This window comes from Burkholderia sp. BCC1988 (genome assembly GCF_905339895.1).
GTDB lineage: Bacteria > Pseudomonadota > Gammaproteobacteria > Burkholderiales > Burkholderiaceae > Burkholderia.
Window position 1 is genome coordinate 16,269 of the sequence record NZ_CAJPHA010000030.1, and the last position, 19,724, is coordinate 35,992.

Here is a 19,724-nt window from a genome sequence, read left to right on the forward strand (position 1 = left end):
CATGAATATGCAAGACCATTTGGCCGCGGCCGACGCGCTGCTTCACGCCGCGCGCACGCAACGGGCGATTGCGCCACTGCGCGAGACGTACCCGCACTTCAATGGTGACGATGCCTATGCGGTGCAGGAAATCAACACACGTCGACAGCTGGAGAGCGGGGCGCGGCTCATCGGCAGGAAGATCGGGCTGACGACTCACAGCGTGCAGCAGCAACTCGGCGTCGACCAGCCGGACTTCGGGATGCTCTTTGCGCATATGGCTTTTCAGGATGGTGAGCCGATTGGCTGGGGCAATCTGATGCAGCCCAAAGTCGAGGCCGAGGTCGCGCTGGTGTTAGAACGCGACTTGCCTGAGCCCGGCGTCACGGTCGCACAGATGCTGCGCGCCACCGCCTTCGCGCTGCCGGCTATCGAAGTGGTCGGAAGCCGCATTGCCGATTGGAACATCCGCTTCGTCGATACGGTTGCCGACAACGCATCCAGTTCAGCCTTTGTGCTTGGTAGCACGCCGGTGCCATTGGCCGGGCTCGATTTGCGGCTTGCCGGCATGGTCATGGAGCGCGGCGGAGACCAGGTTTCCCTGGGCGCCGGCGCGGCGTGCCTCGGTCATCCGCTGAACGCCGCGGTGTGGCTCGCTAACACCATGGCGTCGCGCGGCCGTGGCCTGAAGGCCGGAGACGTCGTGCTGACGGGGGCGCTCGGTCCGATGGTTGCCGTCCGCCCGGGGGACGTATTTGAGGCTCGCATCGAGGGCCTGGGCGCCGTACGCGCCGTTTTCGGAGACGAGGCATGAACGATTTTGTGGCAATGCTCGCGCAACGCGTCGACGATGCCGCGCGCAACGCACAGGCTATCGCGCAGTTCGGCGAGGGCGCGCGGCTTACCACCTCGGACGCTTATGCCATCCAGGCGGCGTCCATAGCGCGCCGAATCGAGCGCGGCGAGCGTCGCAGCGGCGTGAAGATGGGCTTCACGAGCCGGGCCAAGATGGTCCAGATGGGCGTACACGACATGATCTGGGGCCGTCTGACCGACGCAATGGCCCTCGAGGAAGGCGCCGCGGTCTCGCTTTCTCGCTATGTGCATGCACGTGTCGAGCCGGAGCTGGCCTTTCTTCTGTCCAAGCCGCTTCCTCCTCGCGTCAGTCTGGCCGAGGCGCTGGAGGCCGTTGCCGCCATTGCCCCGGCGCTCGAAGTGATCGACTCGCGCTACGAGAACTTCAAGTTCTCGCTGACCGACGTGATTGCCGACAATGCGTCGTCGTCCGGCTACGTGATCGGGCCCTGGGCGGACCCGCGGCGCGACTTCTCGAACCTTGGGCTGGTCCTGAGCATCGACGGCCGGCCGCGGCAGATCGGCAGCACTGCGGGGATTCTCGGCCATCCGCTGCGATCACTGGTGGCGGCCGCGCGGTTGGCCGGCGACGCAGGCGAGCCGTTGCAAGCGGGCTGGATCGTTATGGCCGGTGGCGCCACCGCCGCAGAGGCACTCGGTCCGGGGATGCACGTGCGTTGCGAGATGCAGGGCCTCGGCTCGGTCGAGTTAACCACAGATGAGTCAGGAGACGACGCATGCCGTTGATACAAGTGACGCTGATTGAAGGGCGCGCGATGGAGGCGAAAGTGGCGCTAATTGAAGGCCTCACCGACGCGGCCATCGTCGCATTGGACGCCCCGCGCGAATCGGTGCGCGTAATTATTCAGGAGGTTCCGGCTTCCCACTGGGGCGTGGGCGGTGTACCTAAATCAGCCTCGAAGGAGCAGGTACGTGACGCAAAAGCTTAAGGTTGCGATCATCGGGTCCGGCAATATTGGCACGGATCTCATGATCAAGGTGCTGCGCCACGGCAAGCACGTCGAAATGGGTGCGATGGTCGGCATCGATCCCGCCTCGGAGGGTTTGGCCCGGGCCGAGCGCCTCGGCGTGCCGACAACCGCCGACGGCCTCGAAGGGCTGCTGCGTATGCCGGGCTTCGACCATATCGGTCTCGTATTCGATGCGACGTCGGCGGCAGCGCACCACAAGCATGCAGTTCGATTGGAGGCATTGGGTGTGCCGATGATCGACTTGACGCCAGCTGCGATTGGGCCATATGTCGTACCGGTGGTGAACGGAAATGAGCATCGCGGCGCCAGGAATATCAATATGGTCACCTGCGGTGGCCAAGCGACGATCCCCATCGTGGCGGCGGTTTCTCGCGTGACGCGCGTGCACTACGCAGAAATCGTCGCGTCGATCGCGAGTCGTTCAGCTGGGCCGGGGACGCGCGCCAACATCGACGAGTTCACCGAGACCACATCGCGGGCCATCGAGGTTGTCGGCGGCGCAGAACGCGGCAAGGCCATCATCATTCTCAACCCGGCGGAGCCGCCATTGATGATGCGCGATACCGTCTTCACGTTCAGTGAACTAGCGGATCAGGATGGCGTGGCAGGGAGCATTGAGGCGATGGTTGCCGAGGTACAGAGCTATGTCCCTGGCTACCGGCTCAAGCAACAGGTGCAGTTCGAGGAAGCTGTAGTCGCGCTGCCCGGCGTTGGCCACATTCGCGGACTCAAGACGACTGTTTTGCTTGAGGTGCGGGGCGCCGCGCACTATCTGCCGGAATACGCCGGCAATCTCGACATCATGACGTCGGCGGCTCTGGCTTGTGCGGAATCGCAAGCCGTGGCCCTGATCTCAGCGTGAAGGAGTGGACGTGAACAAGAAACTCTATATCTCTGATGTCACGCTGCGCGATGGCAGCCACGCCGTGCGACATCAGTACAGCATCGCGCAAGCGGTACAAATCGCGAAGGCGCTCGATGCAGCACGTGTTGATTCGATCGAGGTCGCCCACGGCGATGGATTGGCTGGCTCTAGCTTCAACTACGGCTTCGGCGCACACACGGACCTCGAGTGGATTGCTGCAGTGGCCGAGGTCGTGACACATGCTCACGTCGCGACGCTGCTGCTGCCGGGTATCGGCACAGTTCACGACTTGCGCAACGCCCACGCGGCTGGCGCCAGGATCGTTCGGGTCGCCACACACTGCACTGAGGCTGACGTATCCCGCCAGCACATCGAGACGGCACGCTCGCTCGGCATGGATACTGTCGGCTTCCTCATGATGAGCCACATGACGACGCCGGATCGGCTCGCCCAGGAAGCGCTAAAAATGGAGTCGTACGGCGCGACCTGCATTTACGTGGTGGATTCCGGTGGTGCTCTCGGCATGGCAGACGTACGCGATCGCTTTCGCGCCCTAAAGCGGGTTCTCAAGCCCGAGACGCAGACGGGCATGCATGCGCACCATAACCTGAGTCTCGGTGTGGCGAATTCGATCGTCGCCGTGGAGGAGGGCTGCGATCGTATCGATGCGTCATTGGCGGGGATGGGTGCCGGCGCCGGCAATGCTCCGCTAGAGGTTTTCATCGCCGCAGCGGAGCGGCTTGGCTGGGTCCACGACTGCGACCTCATGGCGCTGATGGATGCGGCGGACGATATCGTGCGCCCGTTACAGGACCGGCCGGTGCGTGTGGATCGTGAGACGCTGGCGCTAGGGTACGCCGGAGTTTATTCCAGCTTCCTTCGGCATGCCGAGGCGGCCGCTGAGCGCTATGGATTGAAAGCAGTCGACATTCTGGTCGAACTAGGTCGACGCCGCATGGTAGGGGGACAGGAAGACATGATCGTGGACGTCGCGCTTGATCTGCTGCGGGCAAAAACCGACGTCAGTTCGGTGGCTCCGATCGGTGCGGAGTGAAATGATCGGGCGGAGCGGCTGAAGCGCGGGGAGGTCGGATGCGGCAGAAGGGTGTGTTTCTCACAATTAGGCTTAAGCTGGTTGCGGCTTTCGGCACGTGCATGGTGCTGAGTCTTGTCACTGGCACAGCTGGGGCGATGCTTTTCCTCCGTGCCGGCTCCGCGGTATCGGTGTCTGACCGATCGTTGCTGGTGGTATTGGCACTCTCAGCGCTAGTTGAATTCGTGATTGCGGCATATTTCGGCGGCCATTTGCTTCGCCTGATATGCGGTGGCCTCGATCGTATGGGGCGTAAGTTCGAAGAGATCGCGACGTCGTTGGATCTGTCGAAGCGGTCGGCGGCACCGCGAATGGATGAGTTCGGTCGGTCGGCAGTCGCCTTCGATCGATTGATGCAGCGCATCGAACATGCCGTGTTCGAAGTGCGAGCTTCGTCCAACAACGTCGCTACGGCGACGCGAGAAATTGCTGCTGGCAACCTGGATCTTTCCGCGCGGACCGAAGAGCAGGCCGCATCGCTCGAACAGACGGCGGCGAGCATGGACCAGATGATCGAGACCGTGAAACGTAACGCCGACAGCGCTCGTCTGGCGCGAGAGTGCGCCGCGACCGCGACGCAAGTGACGGACGCCGGAACCGGTCTCATGAAGGCGATGGTCGGTGCGATTGGAAAGATTAGCAGCGGTTCGGCTCGCATTTCCGAAATTACAGGAATGATCGGGGGAATCGCCTTCCAGACGAATATCCTTGCGCTGAACGCCTCAGTAGAAGCAGCTCGAGCCGGCGCTCATGGTCGAGGTTTTGCTGTAGTAGCCAGCGAAGTACGAAACCTCGCTCAGAGGGCGGCTTCTGCGACCAAGGAAATCAACGATCTGATCGAGCTATCAGTCGCTGCGATCCGAGTCGGCTCGCAGCAGGCAAGCAGCGTACAGGAAGCGATGGACGACATTCGGACCGCGATTGCACGGGTTTCTGGAATTGTCGTTGAAATCGCTCAAGCGTCGGACGATCAGTCTCGTGGGGTCGAGCAGATCGGACGTGCAATCAGTCAGATGGACGACGTCACTCAGCACAACGCTGCGCTGGTTGAGCAGGCGGCTGCGGCTACTCAGTCGCTGGACGAGCAGGCAGATCGGCTAAACGCGGCAGTGGCTTCGTTCAGACTGTCGGCTGCGACGGAATCTGCGGCGGCCGGGATCGGTAACGGTGAGAGGGTGTAGCGCTCGTTGGCCGCGCGTACGCATGTGGCGGTAAGGTCGGCCGATGACGTACATGACATGCGCAATGTCCATCAATTGCTGTCCTGCACGAACTGAATGACAAAATTCGTCCCGGACATTGCGCGCTGGGGCATCAGCGTCCATCCATGAGCCACTGCGATTTCCTTGCAGATGGCGAGCCCCAGCCCGGCGCCATCGTATTCGGTGCCGGGAGCACGCCAAAAGCGATCGAATAGGAACGGAACATGTTCGTCAGGAATACCGGGGCCCTCATCGATAACATGGATCGATGCGCGATCGACAACCAAGATGACAGCCGCTTCGGGAGGCGACACGTTAATCGCATTTTCCACGAGGTTCTTCAGTAGGACAAACAGAGCGCCAGCGTCCGCAAGGATATTAAAGGCCTCGGTGCATTGGTGCCAACGGAGCATTACGCGCCTACCTTTTGCCTTTGACTCGAGGTAGCCGACCACATCGCGAACCGTATCGGCCGGATCGATTTCGGTACACGAGAAGTTTTGTGCTTCGCTGACTTCGGCAAGATGCAGCAACTGGCCGACTTGACGTGCCATTAGATCGATATCACGGAATAGCTGTGCCTTGCCTGAAATGTCTGGGTGGAGTTCGATCTGGCCGCGAATCAGGGTGAGCGGTGTCTGCAATTCGTGTGCGGTCGATGCCAGAAATTGCTTTTGGACCACGAATCCGTGCTCGAGTCGGCCCAGTGCATCGTTGAACGCGGTGACTAACGGCTCAATCTCGCTGGGGAGGCCGCGTACCGAAAGGCGGGCGGCGAGGTTTCGGGTTGAAAGGGCTGCCGCCTCGCGTGATGCAAGCCGCAGGGGTCTCAACTGTCGATTAAGCGCAATAGTGAGCGTCAGACCGAATGCGAGCATCGTCAGTAGAACGGCCACCGCGGCGATTCCCAACAACGCACCAACTTTTGTGTTCACGATTGCCTGAACGATCCGATCGCTTATCGCGACCTGGATGTAGTACTGGCATGTTCCGGGAGCAATACGGTCCGTCGCGATGTGAAACGTTCTACCAAACAGCATTGTCTCGCGCCGATGACCGGCAACAACGGAGAGCTCTTCCGCCAGCCATGGTCCCCCACTTGAAGCTTCCTCGGATGCATCAAGTACACGACCGTCCTGATCGAGGACACGGTACATCAGTTCGTTAGGAACAATGTTGTATGGGCGTGTCAGCCGCCCTGAAGTCATCGACGTCAGGCATCCATTGTCGTCGAAGTGCATGGCATGCTTGATCTGACTGATGCGTTCCCGTTGCTCCGCCCAGATCAGCGTTTTTTCGGGATAGTGGTTGAAGGCATATATGACTCCGGCGATCAGCATGTAGAGGGCCGCGGCAAATGCCACGACACCCGTTAGCCAAAGTCGTACCGAAAGTCTGCGAGTCCAGCGATTGAACATGGCGTCAAGCCGATTCCGTGCCTTGAAGGGCGAATCCCGTGCCCCGAACATTGACGACGCGTGTAGTCGTGCCGAGGGCGCTAAGCTTCTTGCGTAAACGATGCATGGTGACTTCAAGTGCATTGGGTGTTACGGCGGTTCCCAATCCCCATGCAGCGTGCTCCAGCGCTGCGTGGCGTACGGTCTGGCCAGCGGCTTTGGCAAGGCACTGCATGATCTGCAACTCCGCAGGGGCGAGGCGGACTGATCTCGTGCCACAAATCAGTGCATGCTGGGCTGGGTCGATAGTTAAGTCCCGGAAGGAAACCGTCAGTGTTCTGAGTGGCAAGGTACGCCGCATCAGCGTGCGTACCCGCGCAACCAGTTCGCTCATCGCGAACGGTTTGGTCACGTAGTCGTCGGCGCCGCTCTCCAGTCCATCTACACGATCGTGCAACGCGTCACGGGCAGTCAGCATCAGGCATGGCGTCGCCATGCCTGCGCCACGCAGGCCGCGGAGAAATGCCAATCCATCACCGTCCGGCAGGCCGCGATCTATAATCAGGACGGCGTAATCTCCGCGATTTACGCCATATTCAGCTTCCGACAGACTTCGAAATAGATCGGTCTCAATTCCCGCATCGGAGAGCGCGTGACGAACCATGTTCGCCAGGCGCTCGTGGTCTTCTATTAACGCGACTCTCGACATCAGACGTTCCGTTACTTGAAACGATACATGTAACCTAGCCTCGCTTCGGGAATGAAGCGTTTGCCTACCAACGGGCTGTCCGTGATGCCGCGACCTAGGTGGGTGACAGCGACGTCGAGGCTTACAGTCTGCTCGGCGGTGAGCTGATACCCCACCCGCATACCGACTTCAGTCCGCTCGGTCGCTGCGCCTGCGTATTCCGGCCGCCAGGTGCGGGCCTCCTGCGCAGTTACGCCGTAATAATAGTCGACATATTTCCGGCTAAGCCATTCGGTACCGACATGGGGCGAGAACGACCACTTGCCAGCGTCGAATGTCTTCTCGAACTCAATGGATGCCCGCTGCCCTTTGTTCCCTCCGACGAGGTAGCTGCCCGAAAGTGTGCCGAACGCGCTGCGCCAAGCGAGTGAAGGCCCGTACCAGAAAGTCACCGAGTTGCGATTCTGCATGCCGTTCAAGATCGGAGCGTCGGACTGTTTGTATCCATCGAACAGGCCGACTTGCCCGCGCAGTGCGACCGATATGCCGTTCCACTGACCGATTTTCAGGTCGATCGAGGTGCCGAACAGGCGAACCCATTTGTCGTCGAAGGATACGAGCGGAATGGGGAGCACTTCCGCGCCATCTCCCTTGTAAGGCTTCGCTTCGACTCCTACCCCAGCTCCGAGCCCCCAGTGCGTGACATTCGTCGCATCGCTGAGAAATGTAAAGCCGTTCCCCGCATCGGTCTCGGGCGAATCGGCGTGGGCGGTGCAGGGCAGCCATGCGGCAACGGAAAGGGTCATTAATAGCGGCGCGCCGCGCCATGTTTTTATCACGGATCACTCCCGAAGTGGACGAATAGACGGCATGCACTGTAGGGGCGATCGACTTACCGGCGACTTACTGGGACTGTCGAATCGAAGGACGGGGGACGCATTTGTCGTTGCAGACAGGCGGTTGGTAAGTCGCCGGTAAGTCGAACCCTCGTAGAGTGCGGATCGTAGGTTGATCGAGTTTGGGAGTGATCGTGAGAGAACCGTGGTGCCGCGCGTTCGTAGTATTCCGTTCTGTTTTTCGCCGATGGATTGGCTCGTCCGAAAAGATGATGCAGAGCCGGAGCAGACCGCGCGGTTCCTCACACAAGGCCTGTTTCGTGAACATCCTCACACTCTTGACGCCTGTCATTGCGGGGGCCAGCTTGTTTGCGGGCTGCGCCGCGCCGAAGAATTTTCAGGGACCAGTATCGTCTGTGAGCTTCGCGGACTACCAAAGCGAAACGCTCGAGACATTGCGTGCGAGGCGCAGTTTCCAGTCTGCGGATCACGAGGCCGAATTGGACTGGAACGCGCCTAAGGAGTGGCAGTCCATCTCGCAGCGTATAGCTTCGCGACCCGCAAAGGGTATTCTGCTCGTGCATGGTCTCGGCGATTCGCCCTGGTCATTCCGCGATCTGGCGCAGGAACTGGCCGCGCAGGGATTTCTCGTGCGCACTGTGCTGCTTCCGGGCCATGGGACAAAGCCCGACGATCTCCTGACGGTTACGGCGGAAGATTGGGAGCGGGTCGTGTGGCAACAGGCCGAAGCGCTACAGCATGACGTAAAAGAAGTTTACTTAGGAGGCTTCTCAACGGGCTGTAATCTCGTGCTCGAGTACGCGTACGCCCACCCGGAGATCGCAGGCCTGGTGTTGTTCTCCCCAGGCTTCAAGACGATGCCCTTCGACTGGATGGCACCGCTTGTTGCCCCAATCCGGCCATGGCTAGTCAAATCCGGTGGCTCGATGCCTATGCAGACCCCCGTTCGCTACATGAATGTACCGACCAACGGATTCGCGCAGTTTTATCGGACCAGCGTGATCGCGCGGCGGCTGCTTGGCAACGGCCCCTACGACAAGCCGGTTTTCATGGTCGTCGCTCAGCACGATTCGGTACTCAACACACGTTACTTGCTGGATGTGTTTCAACAGCGTTTCACGAACCCGCGAAGCCGCCTGGTTTGGTATGGCGAAAAACCGAGCGGACTGGTCGATGCGACGCGTGTCTTGATCCGGCCAGACAGGCTTCCAGCGCTGCGCATCAGCCAGTTCTCTCACATGGGCTTGCTGTTCTCTCCTAGGAATCCGCTGTACGGCGAAAAAGGCGGCCTTCGCATCTGCTTGAATGGACAAACCGAACGCGCCACCCAGTCTTGTGAGCAAGGTGCCTCCGTATGGTATTCGGATTGGGGACACCGCGAAGAGGGGAAGGTCCACGCACGGCTCACATTCAATCCATATTTCGATTGGCAGACCTCAGTGATGAAGACCGTGTTTGTCGATCAAACGGCCGTTGAAGCTTCTGGCAGCGAATCTTCGGGCTTAGTGCATGCCGGCGATGCGGGGTCACGAATGCCACTTCCTCTGCCGCATGCCGCCACTTCAAGTAGGTAACAAGCGAATGAACCGAATGAAACAAGACCAGTTTTTGTCGCCAAAGCAGGACCGGAGAAGCTAAACATGAAAAGTGAAACCAAAGAGATGTGCCGCCAGATCCCAGGCGTCTTGCGCCCTGTGGTTGATCCAGCGCGTTGCGAGGGTAAAGCCGACTGCGTCACCGCGTGTCCGGTGAATGTATTCGAGATCGTGCGCATTCCCGAAGACACGTTTAGAGGTTTGCCGGCCTTCGCTAAGTTCAAAGTCTTTGTTCACGGTATGAAAACGGCGGCAACGCCAAATGCCAGCGCGTGCGAGGGCTGCGGATACTGCGTTTCCGCTTGCCCTGAGCATGCGATTAGTCTTGAACGCGCATGCAGTTGAGCGCGTGAAGGCTCGAGCCTGTGCCGCCACAGGCTTGAGTTTCGATGTCGGCCCACCAGTGCAACGTAACTCGACCCTGGGGCGTTTCAACAGGAAAAGCGCCATCACAAGAGGCGCTCTCGATAGTCTGCGCGGATAGAATGCAGTGTGGACGAAGTCGCTCACCGCCGCCGCAGGTACACTCAAATAGTGCCTCCCAGAGCTTGAAACAGCGCCGCGGTATCCGTCATTCGCTGAGCCTGAACGCGGGTACGATCTAACGTCGTTTGCAGCGCTTGGCGCTGCGAATCCAGCACCGCGTACTCGCTGACCCCACCGGCGTCGAAGCGACGTCGCGTGATTTGCAGGGCGGCTTCGGCATCACGTTGTGCGCGATCGCGCGATGCGAGCTCCTGCGCGTCACCATCGAGCGCGCGCAGCGCGTCGGCTACCTGCTGCAATCCTTGCAAGACCGTCTGACGATATGCCGCGGCGGCGGCCGCGTATGCTTGTTCTGCGGACCGCTTACGCGCACGTAACTGTCCGCCGTGAAAGATCGGCTGCGTCAGTCCAGCACCTAGCGACCAGACATTGAGCAGATCCGAGAGTCCGGTTCCCTCCGGCCCCATGCTGGCCGTCAAATTGATTTTCGGATAGAGGTTTGCTGTTGCAACGCCGACGTTCGCGCTCGCCTGGTGCAGCAGTGCTTCTGACGCACGTATATCAGGCCGCTGCCGAGCTAGCGTGCTCGGCAATACAAGGGGAACGTTCTTGGGCAACACGAGGGCGTCGAGCTCGGGCGCGGCGCCAGCGCCCTGTGCTGGCGTGCGGCCTAGGTAGATGGCGAGTTGATGATCGGCCTGTGCTAATTGCGCGCGTAATGGGGCGAGTGTCGCGCGCGTCTGCTCGACCAGTGTGCGCTGCGTCAGCAGATCGGCGTTCGAAATTCCACCTGTCCGGTAACGCTCGTCGTCGATGTCGAGTTGGCGGAGCTGAGCGCTGAGCAGCGCGTCGGTAAGCGCAAGCTGTTTTGCGAGCGACGCCCTGTGAACGGCGGTCGTCACTACGTTGCCCGCGAGCGTCAATCTTGCCGCGTCGAGTTCGAAGCGACGATTGTCGAGCTGAGCCGCGAGTGCTTCCAGTGCACGACGATTGCCGCCGGCGAGATCGAGCGAGTAGGACACGCTAATCGTTGCCTGATACAGCGTGAACGGGGGAATTTTACGGTTGCCAATCACGCTGCCGATGCCGGTCGCGGCGGGATTTAGCTTTTCACGCGTGGTGTTCAACGACGCATCGATTTGCGGCCACAACGTTCCATCAGCCTGGGCCCGATAATCCTGGGCAGCCTGCGCAAGCGTCGCACGGGCCTGCTCGACGGTCGGGCTTGCATCCAACGCGTGTTCCACGAGCCTGTTCAGTTCATCGGATTCAAATGCTTGCCACCACGCACCCCCCACTGATTCGGCCGTGACGAAACGCTGGGTGTCGCCCCCCGGACCATCGGTGCCCACGGTCTCCACTGGCTGCGGAGCCGCCGTGTAGGTAGAGTCTGCAACGGTGTCCGGCCGATGGAAGTCCGGTCCGGCCGTGCAGGCACAAAGCACTCCGGCGCACACGCCGGCCAGATTCAATCCGCGAAAGGGGAAGGGTCTAAGTTTCATGATTGTCTCGGGGCTCAATCGAGCGTGCGTCGGTACACGCGCACGGCAATGATCATCACGACTGCCATGAACGCGAGCATCGGCCATATTTGCGGCCATAGATCGGACCAACCCGCGCCTTTGAGCAGGAGGCCGCGGACTACGCGATTGAAGTGGGTGAGGGGAAGCAGGTTTCCGATCCACTGCGCCCAGAGGGGCATCCCTGGAAACGGTACGATGAAGCCCGATAGAAGGATGTTCGGCAGGAAGTAGAAGAAGGTCAGTTGCATGCCTTGCAATTGGCTTTGCGCAAGCGACGACAACATAATCCCTACGGACAGACTTGCCGCGATGAATAGCAGCGCCGCCAGATAGATCGCCACCAGACTGCCAACTACGGGCACCTGGAACACGAAGTGCGCCGCGAGAAGGATGATCGTCACCTGTAGCAGGCCGATCATCACGTATGGGACGATCTTGCCCGAGGTCACCTCCAGCGGCAGAACCGGCGTCGAAAGTAGGTTCTCCATCGTCCCGCGTTCGCGCTCGCGAGTAATCGAGAGCCCCGTCATCATGACCATCGTCATCGTTAAGATTACGCCCATCAAACCTGGAACAACGTTGTATTGCGTGTTTGATTCCGGGTTATATACGCGGTGAAGTTGCACGTCGAACGCGCCCGGTGCGCTTGGTGCCACATTCGCTAGCGCGCCCGTCATGTCCTTGCGCAGCACAGATGAAGCGATTGCTGGAAGCGCAGCGAGAGCGGCGCCCACAACGACGGAATCGGTCGCGTCCGCGTCAACGCGCAGCGAAGGCCGTACCCCCTTGACGACGTCGCGCGTAAAATTCGTCGGGATGTCTAGCACGAAAAGCACGCGACCCTGCGCAAGCGCGCGCCGGCCCGCTGCTTCATCAGGCAGTGTCTCGACGATGTCGAATTCGTCCGAGTTGCGCATTGACGCGATGAAGCTGCGCGTGAATTCGCTCTGATCGCCTGCAATTACCGCCGTTGGCAGGTGCTTGGGATCGTTGTTGATCGCGAAGCCGAACAGCGTCAGTTGCACAATCGGCACGCCAATGATCATCGCGAACGTGATGCGGTCGCGCCGAAGTTGGAGGAATTCCTTGCGCACGATGGCCCACCATCGACCGACCGAAAAACCGTTCAGCATGGTCAGTGCCCCTCCGCACCGGGAGCGTTGGCACCAGACTTCATCAAAAAGATGAACGCATGCTCGAGGCTTGTTTGGATTGGCTTCGCTCGCGCGCCAGTACCGCCAAGCGCGGCGTCGATTGTTGATAGCAACGTCTCCGCATCTGTGCCGCTGACGTGCAAGGCGCTACCGAAAGCGACAGTCTGCATGACGCCGGGCGCATTGCGCAGACGATCTGCGATTCCGACGAGGTCGTCGCCGCAGATTGCCCAAGTCGACAACCCGAGCGAATCGGTTATCTCGGATGCGGTTCCCTGTGCGAGCAGTTCACCCCAAGCGATGTAAGCGAGCTTATGGCAGCGCTCAGCCTCGTCCATGTAGTGCGTGCTGACCAGGACCGAAATGCCTCGTGCTGCAAGGCGATGCAGTTCCTCCCAAAAATCGCGACGAGCGCTCGGATCGACGCCTGCTGTAGGTTCATCGAGCAGCAGCAATTGCGGTTCGTGTAGCAGGCATGCAGCCAGCGCGAGTCGCTGCTTCCAACCGCCGGACAGTGTGCCGGCGAGTTGGGACGCGCGCTGCGTGAGGCCGAGATCCTCGAGCGCGCGAGTGATCGCCCGCGGACGGTCCTGTATGCCATAGATGCGCGCGACGAAATCGAGATTTTCTCGGATGCTGAGATCTTCCCAGAACGAGAAGCGTTGCGTCATATAACCAACATGACGCTTGATTTCGGGGCTCTCGCTCGCGATGTTGAAGCCAAGGCACGTGCCGCTGCCCGCGTCAGGCGTGAGCAACCCGCATAGCATCCGTATGCAGGTCGTTTTGCCACTGCCGTTCGGTCCCAGGAAGCCGAAAATTTCACCGCGCCGCACCTGCAACGACACGTTGTTGACGACGTGCCGCTCGCCGAAGCGCTTGTGGAGTCCACGTACGTCGATTGCGAGCGGAGATGTAGAAGGTGAACTCATTGCGCGATCACTTCTACTGGTTGGCCGGGGTGCAGCTTCATCGCATCGGCTGAGGAGGGCCGCGCTTCGATCATGAACACGAGCTTCGTGCGCGTCTCGTTGCTGTAGATCATCTGCGGGGTGTATTCGGCCTCGTCGGACACGTAACTGACGGTGGCGGGGACGTCGGATGAGCAGCCATCGCAGCGAATCACCACGCCGCGCCCGATCCGCATTTCGCCGACGACGGCTTCGCCGACAAAGAAGCGGACCTTCATGTTGCTGGGTGGCAACATACGCACGACCGGACTGCCGGCGGGCACCCATTCACCCTCACGGTACATTGTGTCGAACACGAGACCGCCCCTGAGGGCACTTACGCGTTTCTCGTCGAGCCGCCATTGCGCCTGCGCGAGTGCAGCTCGCGCTGCCTGCACCTGCGACCACTGTTCGCGAACCTGTTCGGAGCGCCCAGGAAGGTGTGCGACCTGCAGCTGCGCTTCGAGCTCGCGCACATGCGCGGCACTGCTTGCAGCTGCGGCGCGAGAATCGTCGGCTTGGGCTTTGGAGATGCCGCCGGCGCGGAATTGCGCATCGTCACGCAGCCATTGCAAGCGCGTCCGCTCGGCGTCCGCGCGTGCCTGCTCAAGCTGCGCCGCGTTGACGCGGATTTCTGCTGGACGCTTGCCGGATAGCAGATCCCAATATTGAGCCCGCGCGGCATCTGCTTGATGTCGCGCCTGGTCGAAAGCATCCTCCTCGTTGCTTGCTTCGAGTGCGAATAGCAGGGCGCCCGAGGTTACCGTTTCGCCGCGACGGACAGCGAGATTGACGAGTCGCCCAGCTTGCGACGACGCCATATACAAGTATTCCCCCTCCACATACCCTTGGTACGTGTTGCCCGGTGGCTTAGAGCAGCCGGTAAAAAAAGCGGCGGCCGCGAACATTGCGGTCCGGGCGTACCGCAGCATCCCTTTCGCATGTCCTGAAGGATTCATGCGCCCTCCCTTTGGGATTGCCGGAAGAGCCGCAAGCCAGCGCGGGAAGCGCGTCGTTGTACGCGCAAAGGGAGATGGATGGGAGGCGACATATCGGTGTAGCGGAAAACATGCAATTTCGCCGCGCGAGGTTGCGCGACGGTTTCGCTATACAATCTGTATAGCCATTTTAACTATACACGGTGTATACCGAAGTCGCAACTATGAGCCAACGCCAATACACAAGCACGGCCCGCTCCATCGCAGCTAAGGAGAAGCGGGATCGCGTAATTGAGGCTGCCCTGCAATTGCTGCGCGAATGCACGAGCATCGCTGAGGTGTCGCTGGAAGCTGTCGCGCGTGAGGCGGGCGTTACCCGCCTAACGGTCTACAACCAATTCGGGTCACGCCGGGGGCTGCTTGAGGCTGTATTCGACCGGCTCGCTCAAAACGCAGGTATGCACGCGATAGCAGATGCCATGGCAGAGCCGGACCCATTCGTGGCATTGGAGCAAATGGTCCGGCTTGCAATAGGAGTCTGGAGCAAGAATGAACCGATCGCGAGGCTCTTTGCCGAAGCGCAGATCGATCCGGAGTTCGCGGAGCTGATGGCGCAACGCGTGCAGAAGCGTCGCCATGCACTCACGGCCCTAGTCGCTCGTCTCGCCGACCGATACGGGCCGCCGTCGGTGCCAGAAAGCGATGTTGGGGACATGCTTGATCTGCTGATCAGCTATCCGAGCTACGACGCGCTTAGAAGGGGTGAGCGTCCGGTCGAACGCATAATCGAACTTGTGACCATCGCCAGCCGCGCATTCATCGCTGAAGTATTTCAGTTGCGCACGGACAACAAAACGGCGTCTCGTGGGCGTAGTCGTGGCTAGAGGCGATTTGGCGGTTGACTGCTTCAACGGTCCGGCATTGGCGGGAACGAAGGCGGCCGCTCGTTCGTGCGACAGCGATCGCATCGTATGAACGAGCGGCTGGCACCGAGTCACGCGATCACGGCGATCCCGTCGGCCGCCCGCACGCCCCGGCCGGCGTCGAGCACGAACAGCGGATTGATCTCGGCTTCGACGAGCCGCTCGCCGAGTTGAAGGGCCATCCGCGAGAACGCGACGAGCGCGGCGGCGAGCGCGTCGACATCTGCTTTCGGCCGGCCGCGATAGCCGTCGAGCAGTGGCCATGTGCGAAGCTCGCGAATCATGTCGCTCGCGTCTCGAAGCGACAACGGTGCATCGGTCGGCAGCATGCGCAGCACTGTGTCGTTCAGGATCTCCGCGGTCACGCCGCCCATGCCCAGCAGGATCGCCGTGCCGAGCGGATCGCGATGCAGACCGACGATCATCTCGACGCCACCCGAAACCATTTCCTGCACGAGGAATGCGTCGGGCGCGAAGCCGGCCGCGGTCTCGACGTCGCAGCGCATGCGCGTGAGTCGCGCGCCGATCTCTTCCGCTGCCAGGCCGACCGCCACACCACCGATATCGCTCTTGTGCGTGATGCGGTTCGACAGCAGCTTGAGTACGACGCGATCGTCGAAGTCGCGTGCAGCCTGCTCGGCGTCGGTACAAGTCCGGACGACGCGTTCGCGCGCGGGCGTGATACCGAAGCGGGCGAACAGCGCCTTGGCCTGCGCTTCGTCGAGCGGCCCGGTCGGCACGTCGGCCACGTCCACCGTACTCGCTTCGGCGGCGGACGCGGCCTCGGTCACGTCCACGCGCCGACGCCCGGTCTCCCGCATGGCGGCCATCGCGCTGCTGACGCTTTCCGGCGACATGAACGCCGGGACGCCGAGCCGGTTCATCGCGCGCACGACCGTCGGCGCATGCGGGCTGACGAACGCCATCACCGGCTTGTCGGTATCGGGCAAAGCGTCGCGAACGGCGCCGGCCATCAGGTCCGGCATCCCGATGCTGGACGAGCCTGCGATCACGGCGACGGCGTCGTAGGACGAGCTGTCGGCGAGCGTCCGGATCGCGCGGCGCAGCAGGTCCGGCTGCAGGCCGGCCAGCGTCACGTCGATTGGATTCCGGTCGAGCACCGCGTGATCGCCGGTCTGCAGCGCGCGCAATGCAGCGGCCGTATCCGGATCCGGTGCGGGCGTGTCGAATCCGGCGAGGCCGAGATTGTCTGCGACGAGCGTGCCCGCGCCTCCGGTCGACGTGAGAATCGCGACCCGCTTGCCGCGCAGCGAGCGGCCGGATGCCAGCGCATTTGGAATGTCGAGCAGGTCGCCGAACGTGTTCGCGCGGATTACGCCGGCATCGCGGAACAACGCGTCGTACATCCGATCCTCGCCGGCCAGCGCGCCGGTGTGCGAGACGGCCGACTGCGCACCGGATTCCGAGCGGCCGATCTTGTAGACGACGATCGGCTTGCCGGCGCCGGCGGCCTTGCGGGCCGCCGCACGAAAGCGCGCCGGGTCGCGCAGGCCTTCCAGGTACAGCGCGATCACGGACGTGGCCGCGTCGTCGACGAAGAAGTCGATGAAGTCGCTCACGTCGAGATCGACCTCGTTGCTGGTCGAAACGAGTTTCGACAAGCCCATGCCGCGGTCCGCCGCGCGCGAGAGCAGCGCGCCGAGAATCCCGCCGCTTTGCGAGACGACGCTGACGCCGCCGACCGTGAAATCGTCGGTGTCCAGCGCACCGCTGGCGGACAGCGTGACCCCGTCCGCCAGGTTCACGACGCCGATCGTGTTGGGGCCGAGCACACGCATCGATCCTGCCGCCGCCTTCAACTGCGCCTGGCGGCGCATACCGGCCTCGCCGGTTTCCGCATAACCGCTCGCGAGGACGATCGCGGCGGTCGTCCCGCGCCTGGCCAGCGCTTCGACGGCGACGTGGGCGCGATCGGCGCCGAGCAGCACGATGCCGACGTCCGGTGCGGCCGGCAGGGAATCGACGTCCGCGTAGCAGGGCAGTCCGGCAATCGACTGATAGCGCGGATTCACCGGGTAGATCTCGCCCTGGAATCCGTGCTTCTGAAGATACGCGATGGGCCGGCCGGCCGTCTTCGCGGCGTCCGAGGATGCGCCGATGACCGCGACGCTGGCCGGACGCATCAGTTTGGCGATGACATTCATCGATGGCTCCTGTCAGCGCGTGTTGTCGAGAAATTCACGCACGGCGCTGCGGTGCTCGCGGCTCGTGTAGCAGACAGCCTGCGCCTGGCTGCCTTGCGCCAGCATTTGAGCGGCCGACAGTTCGTAGCTCTGGTTCAGCAGTGTCTTGCCGAGCGCGAGTGCGGTAGGCGAGCCCTTGATCAATTCCTGCGCCCAGGCCGTGGCGTCGGCAAGTGTAGGCGTTCATTAATAGCGCTAGCCGTGTTCAGAAACGTTGCTAGCGGAAACTGTCAAAGAAGCCTTGGCGAACAGGGACTTTTTGAAGTTTTCTGGCGGCTGCTTAGCCGTTGCGTTTCTGCAACAGAAACTTGGCCAATGTTCACTAACGTTGCTAGCACGTTGCACGTGTTCTTTAATACTGCTAGCGCACGTGTCGCGTGGATTGATAGGGATCCATATGGCTTCGATCGAAGAGCGGGCCGCTCGAGCAGCGAAGATTGCGTCCGTGCTTCGACCGCTTGGCAACGGCGTGCTTTCCCGACAGCAGGCTGAACGAGCAGCACAGCTATTAGGCGTTCACTGCACCACCGTATATCGCCTGCGTCGACGTTTCCTCGCAGATCCGGTCGCCAGCACATTAGAGCCAAGGCAGCCGGGTAGGGCGACCGGGGGCAGACTGGACGCCGCCGTCGAATGCGTCATCGACGAGGCCGTGCACGAATGGCTCCCTGATCAGCGACATCTTGCGCATCCTGCAACTGATCTTGTACTTGAGGTGAAACGTCGCTGCAGCGTTGCAGGTCTATCGCCTCCAAGCAGGTCAACAATTGCTCGACGGTGGCTCTCCTATCGCGAGCAGGATGCTTTGGCACGAGCTGCGCTCCCGAACGCTGCAGTTGCCCCTGGCACATTCCAGGTCCGACATCCGTTAGATATCGTGCAGGTTGATCACACGCAAGCGGACATCCTGCTCGTTAGCGAACTGGACGGACAGATTATCGGTCGACCGTGGCTGTCTGTGGCTCTCGACGTTGCTACGAGATGTGTGCTTGGCTTTTATGTCGCAATGGAGAGGCCGGGGGCTGCGACGGTAAGCTTGCTCCTCTCGCGCGTAGTTCTGCGGAAAGAGCCGTGGCTCGAAAGACTAGGCGTCGAGGCTGACTGGCCGATGCGCGGTATCCCTCGAACGCTGCATCTTGATAACGCGGCCGAATTCAAAAGCCGTGCCCTTCGCAGTGGATGCCGCGAGTACGGCATTGAACTGATGTACCGACCGGTGGGCAAGCCGCACTTTGGTGGCCACATCGAGCGGCTGAACAGGACCTTGATGGAGCGCGTGCGCGGCCTCCCTGGTTCGACTGGATCGTCAGTCAAAGGGCGCAAGGCGCGCCAGGCCGAAAAGACAGCTTCACTTACGTTGAAGCAGTTCGAGCAGTGGCTGGCTGTCGAGATCGGCAGGCGTTATCACTGCAGCCCTCACCGCGGTTTGTTGGGACTTCAGCCCGCGCAAAAGTGGCAGGAAACATGGCGAGCATCGGATTCACGATGCTTGCCAGCTCAACCGGATGCCGAACTGAAGTTTCTGATCCGGTTTCTGCCAGTCGCATCCCGGACCATTCAGCGGGACGGCCTCAAGCTCTTCCTGATCCGCTATTGGCATCCCTTGTTCGCGGCATGGCGGGAAACACGCCGGTCCGTGACGATCCGCTATCACCCAGAAGACCTCTCGCGCATCTTCGTAAGCGCTGGCAGAGGCAGTTTCGTTGAAGTGCGATACGCGGACTTGCGTCGGCCTCCCATCTCGCTGTTCGAACAGCGAGCAGCTTTGCGAGCTATCCGGGCTAGGGGACAACGGGCAGTATCGGAGAGGGAGATATTCGAGACTGTTGAGCAGCAGCGACAACTGGTCGTCACTTCCCGGCGGGCTAGTCGAGCGCGACGCCGCATGGCACGTCAAGCTGGCGGTTTGGTTCCGAAGAGCAGCATCGAAGATCTTTCACTCACTGAACAGCGGCAGGTCGAGCAGGTGAACTACGACGCACCAGTTACCGCGTATGACGTTGAACAGTGGTAGGGGGGGCCA

General features: G+C 61.2%; 18 protein-coding genes and 1 pseudogene. 10 read left to right on the top strand and 9 right to left on the bottom strand.

Annotated features, from left to right (window positions below; translation table 11 throughout):
- The first annotated feature begins 1 nt into the window (after window position 1).
- From U4012_RS31655 to U4012_RS31680, 6 genes are all read left to right on the top strand, one after another.
- Window positions 2-793 (top strand): 2-keto-4-pentenoate hydratase, encoded by a 792-nt coding sequence (locus tag U4012_RS31655; protein WP_321803407.1) that lies wholly within the window; start codon window positions 2-4, stop codon window positions 791-793.
- On the top strand, window positions 790-1,581 hold the full coding sequence (locus tag U4012_RS31660; RefSeq protein WP_321803409.1) for a 2-keto-4-pentenoate hydratase: 792 nt from the start codon (window positions 790-792) through the stop codon (window positions 1,579-1,581). Before U4012_RS31655 ends, U4012_RS31660 begins: the two co-directional genes overlap by 4 nt.
- Window positions 1,572-1,784: a 4-oxalocrotonate tautomerase gene (locus tag U4012_RS31665; protein ID WP_321803411.1), complete on the top strand. Its 213-nt coding sequence runs from the start codon at window positions 1,572-1,574 to the stop codon at window positions 1,782-1,784. Before U4012_RS31660 ends, U4012_RS31665 begins: the two co-directional genes overlap by 10 nt.
- Window positions 1,768-2,688, top strand: a complete 921-nt coding sequence (locus tag U4012_RS31670; protein ID WP_321803413.1) for an acetaldehyde dehydrogenase (acetylating) — start codon at window positions 1,768-1,770, stop codon at window positions 2,686-2,688. Before U4012_RS31665 ends, U4012_RS31670 begins: the two co-directional genes overlap by 17 nt.
- Window positions 2,689-2,698: 10 nt before the next feature.
- Window positions 2,699-3,745, top strand: a complete 1,047-nt coding sequence (gene dmpG / locus U4012_RS31675; RefSeq protein WP_321803415.1) for a 4-hydroxy-2-oxovalerate aldolase — start codon at window positions 2,699-2,701, stop codon at window positions 3,743-3,745.
- 101 nt (window positions 3,746-3,846) lie between these two features.
- Window positions 3,847-4,965: a methyl-accepting chemotaxis protein gene (locus tag U4012_RS31680; RefSeq protein ID WP_321803417.1), complete on the top strand. Its 1,119-nt coding sequence runs from the start codon at window positions 3,847-3,849 to the stop codon at window positions 4,963-4,965.
- Window positions 4,966-5,036: 71 nt separating this feature from the next.
- Here the strand turns inward: U4012_RS31680 and U4012_RS31685 are convergent, their stop codons facing one another.
- The 3 genes from U4012_RS31685 to U4012_RS31695 are packed head-to-tail and all read right to left on the bottom strand — an operon-like array spanning window position 5,037 to window position 7,910.
- Window positions 5,037-6,404, bottom strand: a complete 1,368-nt coding sequence (locus tag U4012_RS31685) for a sensor histidine kinase (RefSeq protein WP_321803418.1) — start codon at window positions 6,402-6,404, stop codon at window positions 5,037-5,039.
- A 4-nt stretch (window positions 6,405-6,408) separates the two neighbouring features.
- Entirely contained in the window at window positions 6,409-7,092 is a 684-nt protein-coding gene (locus U4012_RS31690) for a response regulator transcription factor (RefSeq protein ID WP_321803420.1), read from the bottom strand.
- A gap of 11 nt (window positions 7,093-7,103) precedes the next feature.
- Window positions 7,104-7,910, bottom strand: a complete 807-nt coding sequence (locus U4012_RS31695) for a MipA/OmpV family protein (RefSeq protein WP_321803422.1) — start codon at window positions 7,908-7,910, stop codon at window positions 7,104-7,106.
- Between the two features lie 317 nt (window positions 7,911-8,227).
- Here U4012_RS31695 and U4012_RS31700 point away from each other — a divergent pair, with 317 nt between their 5' ends.
- Window positions 8,228-9,502 carry an alpha/beta hydrolase gene (locus tag U4012_RS31700; RefSeq protein ID WP_321803424.1) on the top strand — a complete coding sequence of 425 codons (1,275 nt, stop codon included), beginning with the start codon at window positions 8,228-8,230 and terminating at the stop codon, window positions 9,500-9,502.
- 66 nt (window positions 9,503-9,568) lie between these two features.
- On the top strand, window positions 9,569-9,868 hold the full coding sequence (locus U4012_RS31705) for a 4Fe-4S binding protein (RefSeq protein WP_321803426.1): 300 nt from the start codon (window positions 9,569-9,571) through the stop codon (window positions 9,866-9,868).
- A gap of 182 nt (window positions 9,869-10,050) precedes the next feature.
- Here U4012_RS31705 and U4012_RS31710 read toward each other — a convergent pair whose 3' ends face one another.
- The 4 genes from U4012_RS31710 to U4012_RS31725 are packed head-to-tail and all read right to left on the bottom strand — an operon-like array spanning window position 10,051 to window position 14,595.
- Window positions 10,051-11,511, bottom strand: coding sequence for an efflux transporter outer membrane subunit (locus U4012_RS31710; RefSeq protein ID WP_321803428.1), 1,461 nt, complete (start codon window positions 11,509-11,511; stop codon window positions 10,051-10,053).
- Window positions 11,512-11,525: 14 nt separating this feature from the next.
- Window positions 11,526-12,665, bottom strand: coding sequence for an ABC transporter permease (locus U4012_RS31715; protein ID WP_321803430.1), 1,140 nt, complete (start codon window positions 12,663-12,665; stop codon window positions 11,526-11,528).
- 2 nt (window positions 12,666-12,667) lie between these two features.
- Window positions 12,668-13,618: an ABC transporter ATP-binding protein gene (locus U4012_RS31720; RefSeq protein WP_321803432.1), complete on the bottom strand. Its 951-nt coding sequence runs from the start codon at window positions 13,616-13,618 to the stop codon at window positions 12,668-12,670.
- Window positions 13,615-14,595, bottom strand: a complete 981-nt coding sequence (locus tag U4012_RS31725; protein ID WP_415750419.1) for an HlyD family secretion protein — start codon at window positions 14,593-14,595, stop codon at window positions 13,615-13,617. The genes U4012_RS31720 and U4012_RS31725 overlap by 4 nt, the downstream gene beginning before the upstream one ends.
- Window positions 14,596-14,798: 203 nt before the next feature.
- Here U4012_RS31725 and U4012_RS31730 point away from each other — a divergent pair, with 203 nt between their 5' ends.
- Window positions 14,799-15,458: a TetR/AcrR family transcriptional regulator gene (locus U4012_RS31730; RefSeq protein ID WP_321803434.1), complete on the top strand. Its 660-nt coding sequence runs from the start codon at window positions 14,799-14,801 to the stop codon at window positions 15,456-15,458.
- 110 nt (window positions 15,459-15,568) lie between these two features.
- Here the strand turns inward: U4012_RS31730 and U4012_RS31735 are convergent, their stop codons facing one another.
- Window positions 15,569-17,662 carry an acetate--CoA ligase family protein gene (locus U4012_RS31735; protein ID WP_321803436.1) on the bottom strand — a complete coding sequence of 698 codons (2,094 nt, stop codon included), beginning with the start codon at window positions 17,660-17,662 and terminating at the stop codon, window positions 15,569-15,571.
- Between the two features lie 12 nt (window positions 17,663-17,674).
- Window positions 17,675-17,875: pseudogene (locus tag U4012_RS31740) on the bottom strand (enoyl-CoA hydratase/isomerase family protein); the annotation flags it as partial.
- A gap of 223 nt (window positions 17,876-18,098) precedes the next feature.
- On the opposite strand from U4012_RS31740, the gene U4012_RS31745 reads away from it, so the two are divergent.
- Complete coding sequence (locus U4012_RS31745; protein ID WP_321803438.1) at window positions 18,099-19,715, top strand: Mu transposase C-terminal domain-containing protein; 1,617 nt, start codon at window positions 18,099-18,101, stop codon at window positions 19,713-19,715.
- The last annotated feature ends 9 nt before the right edge of the window (window positions 19,716-19,724 follow it).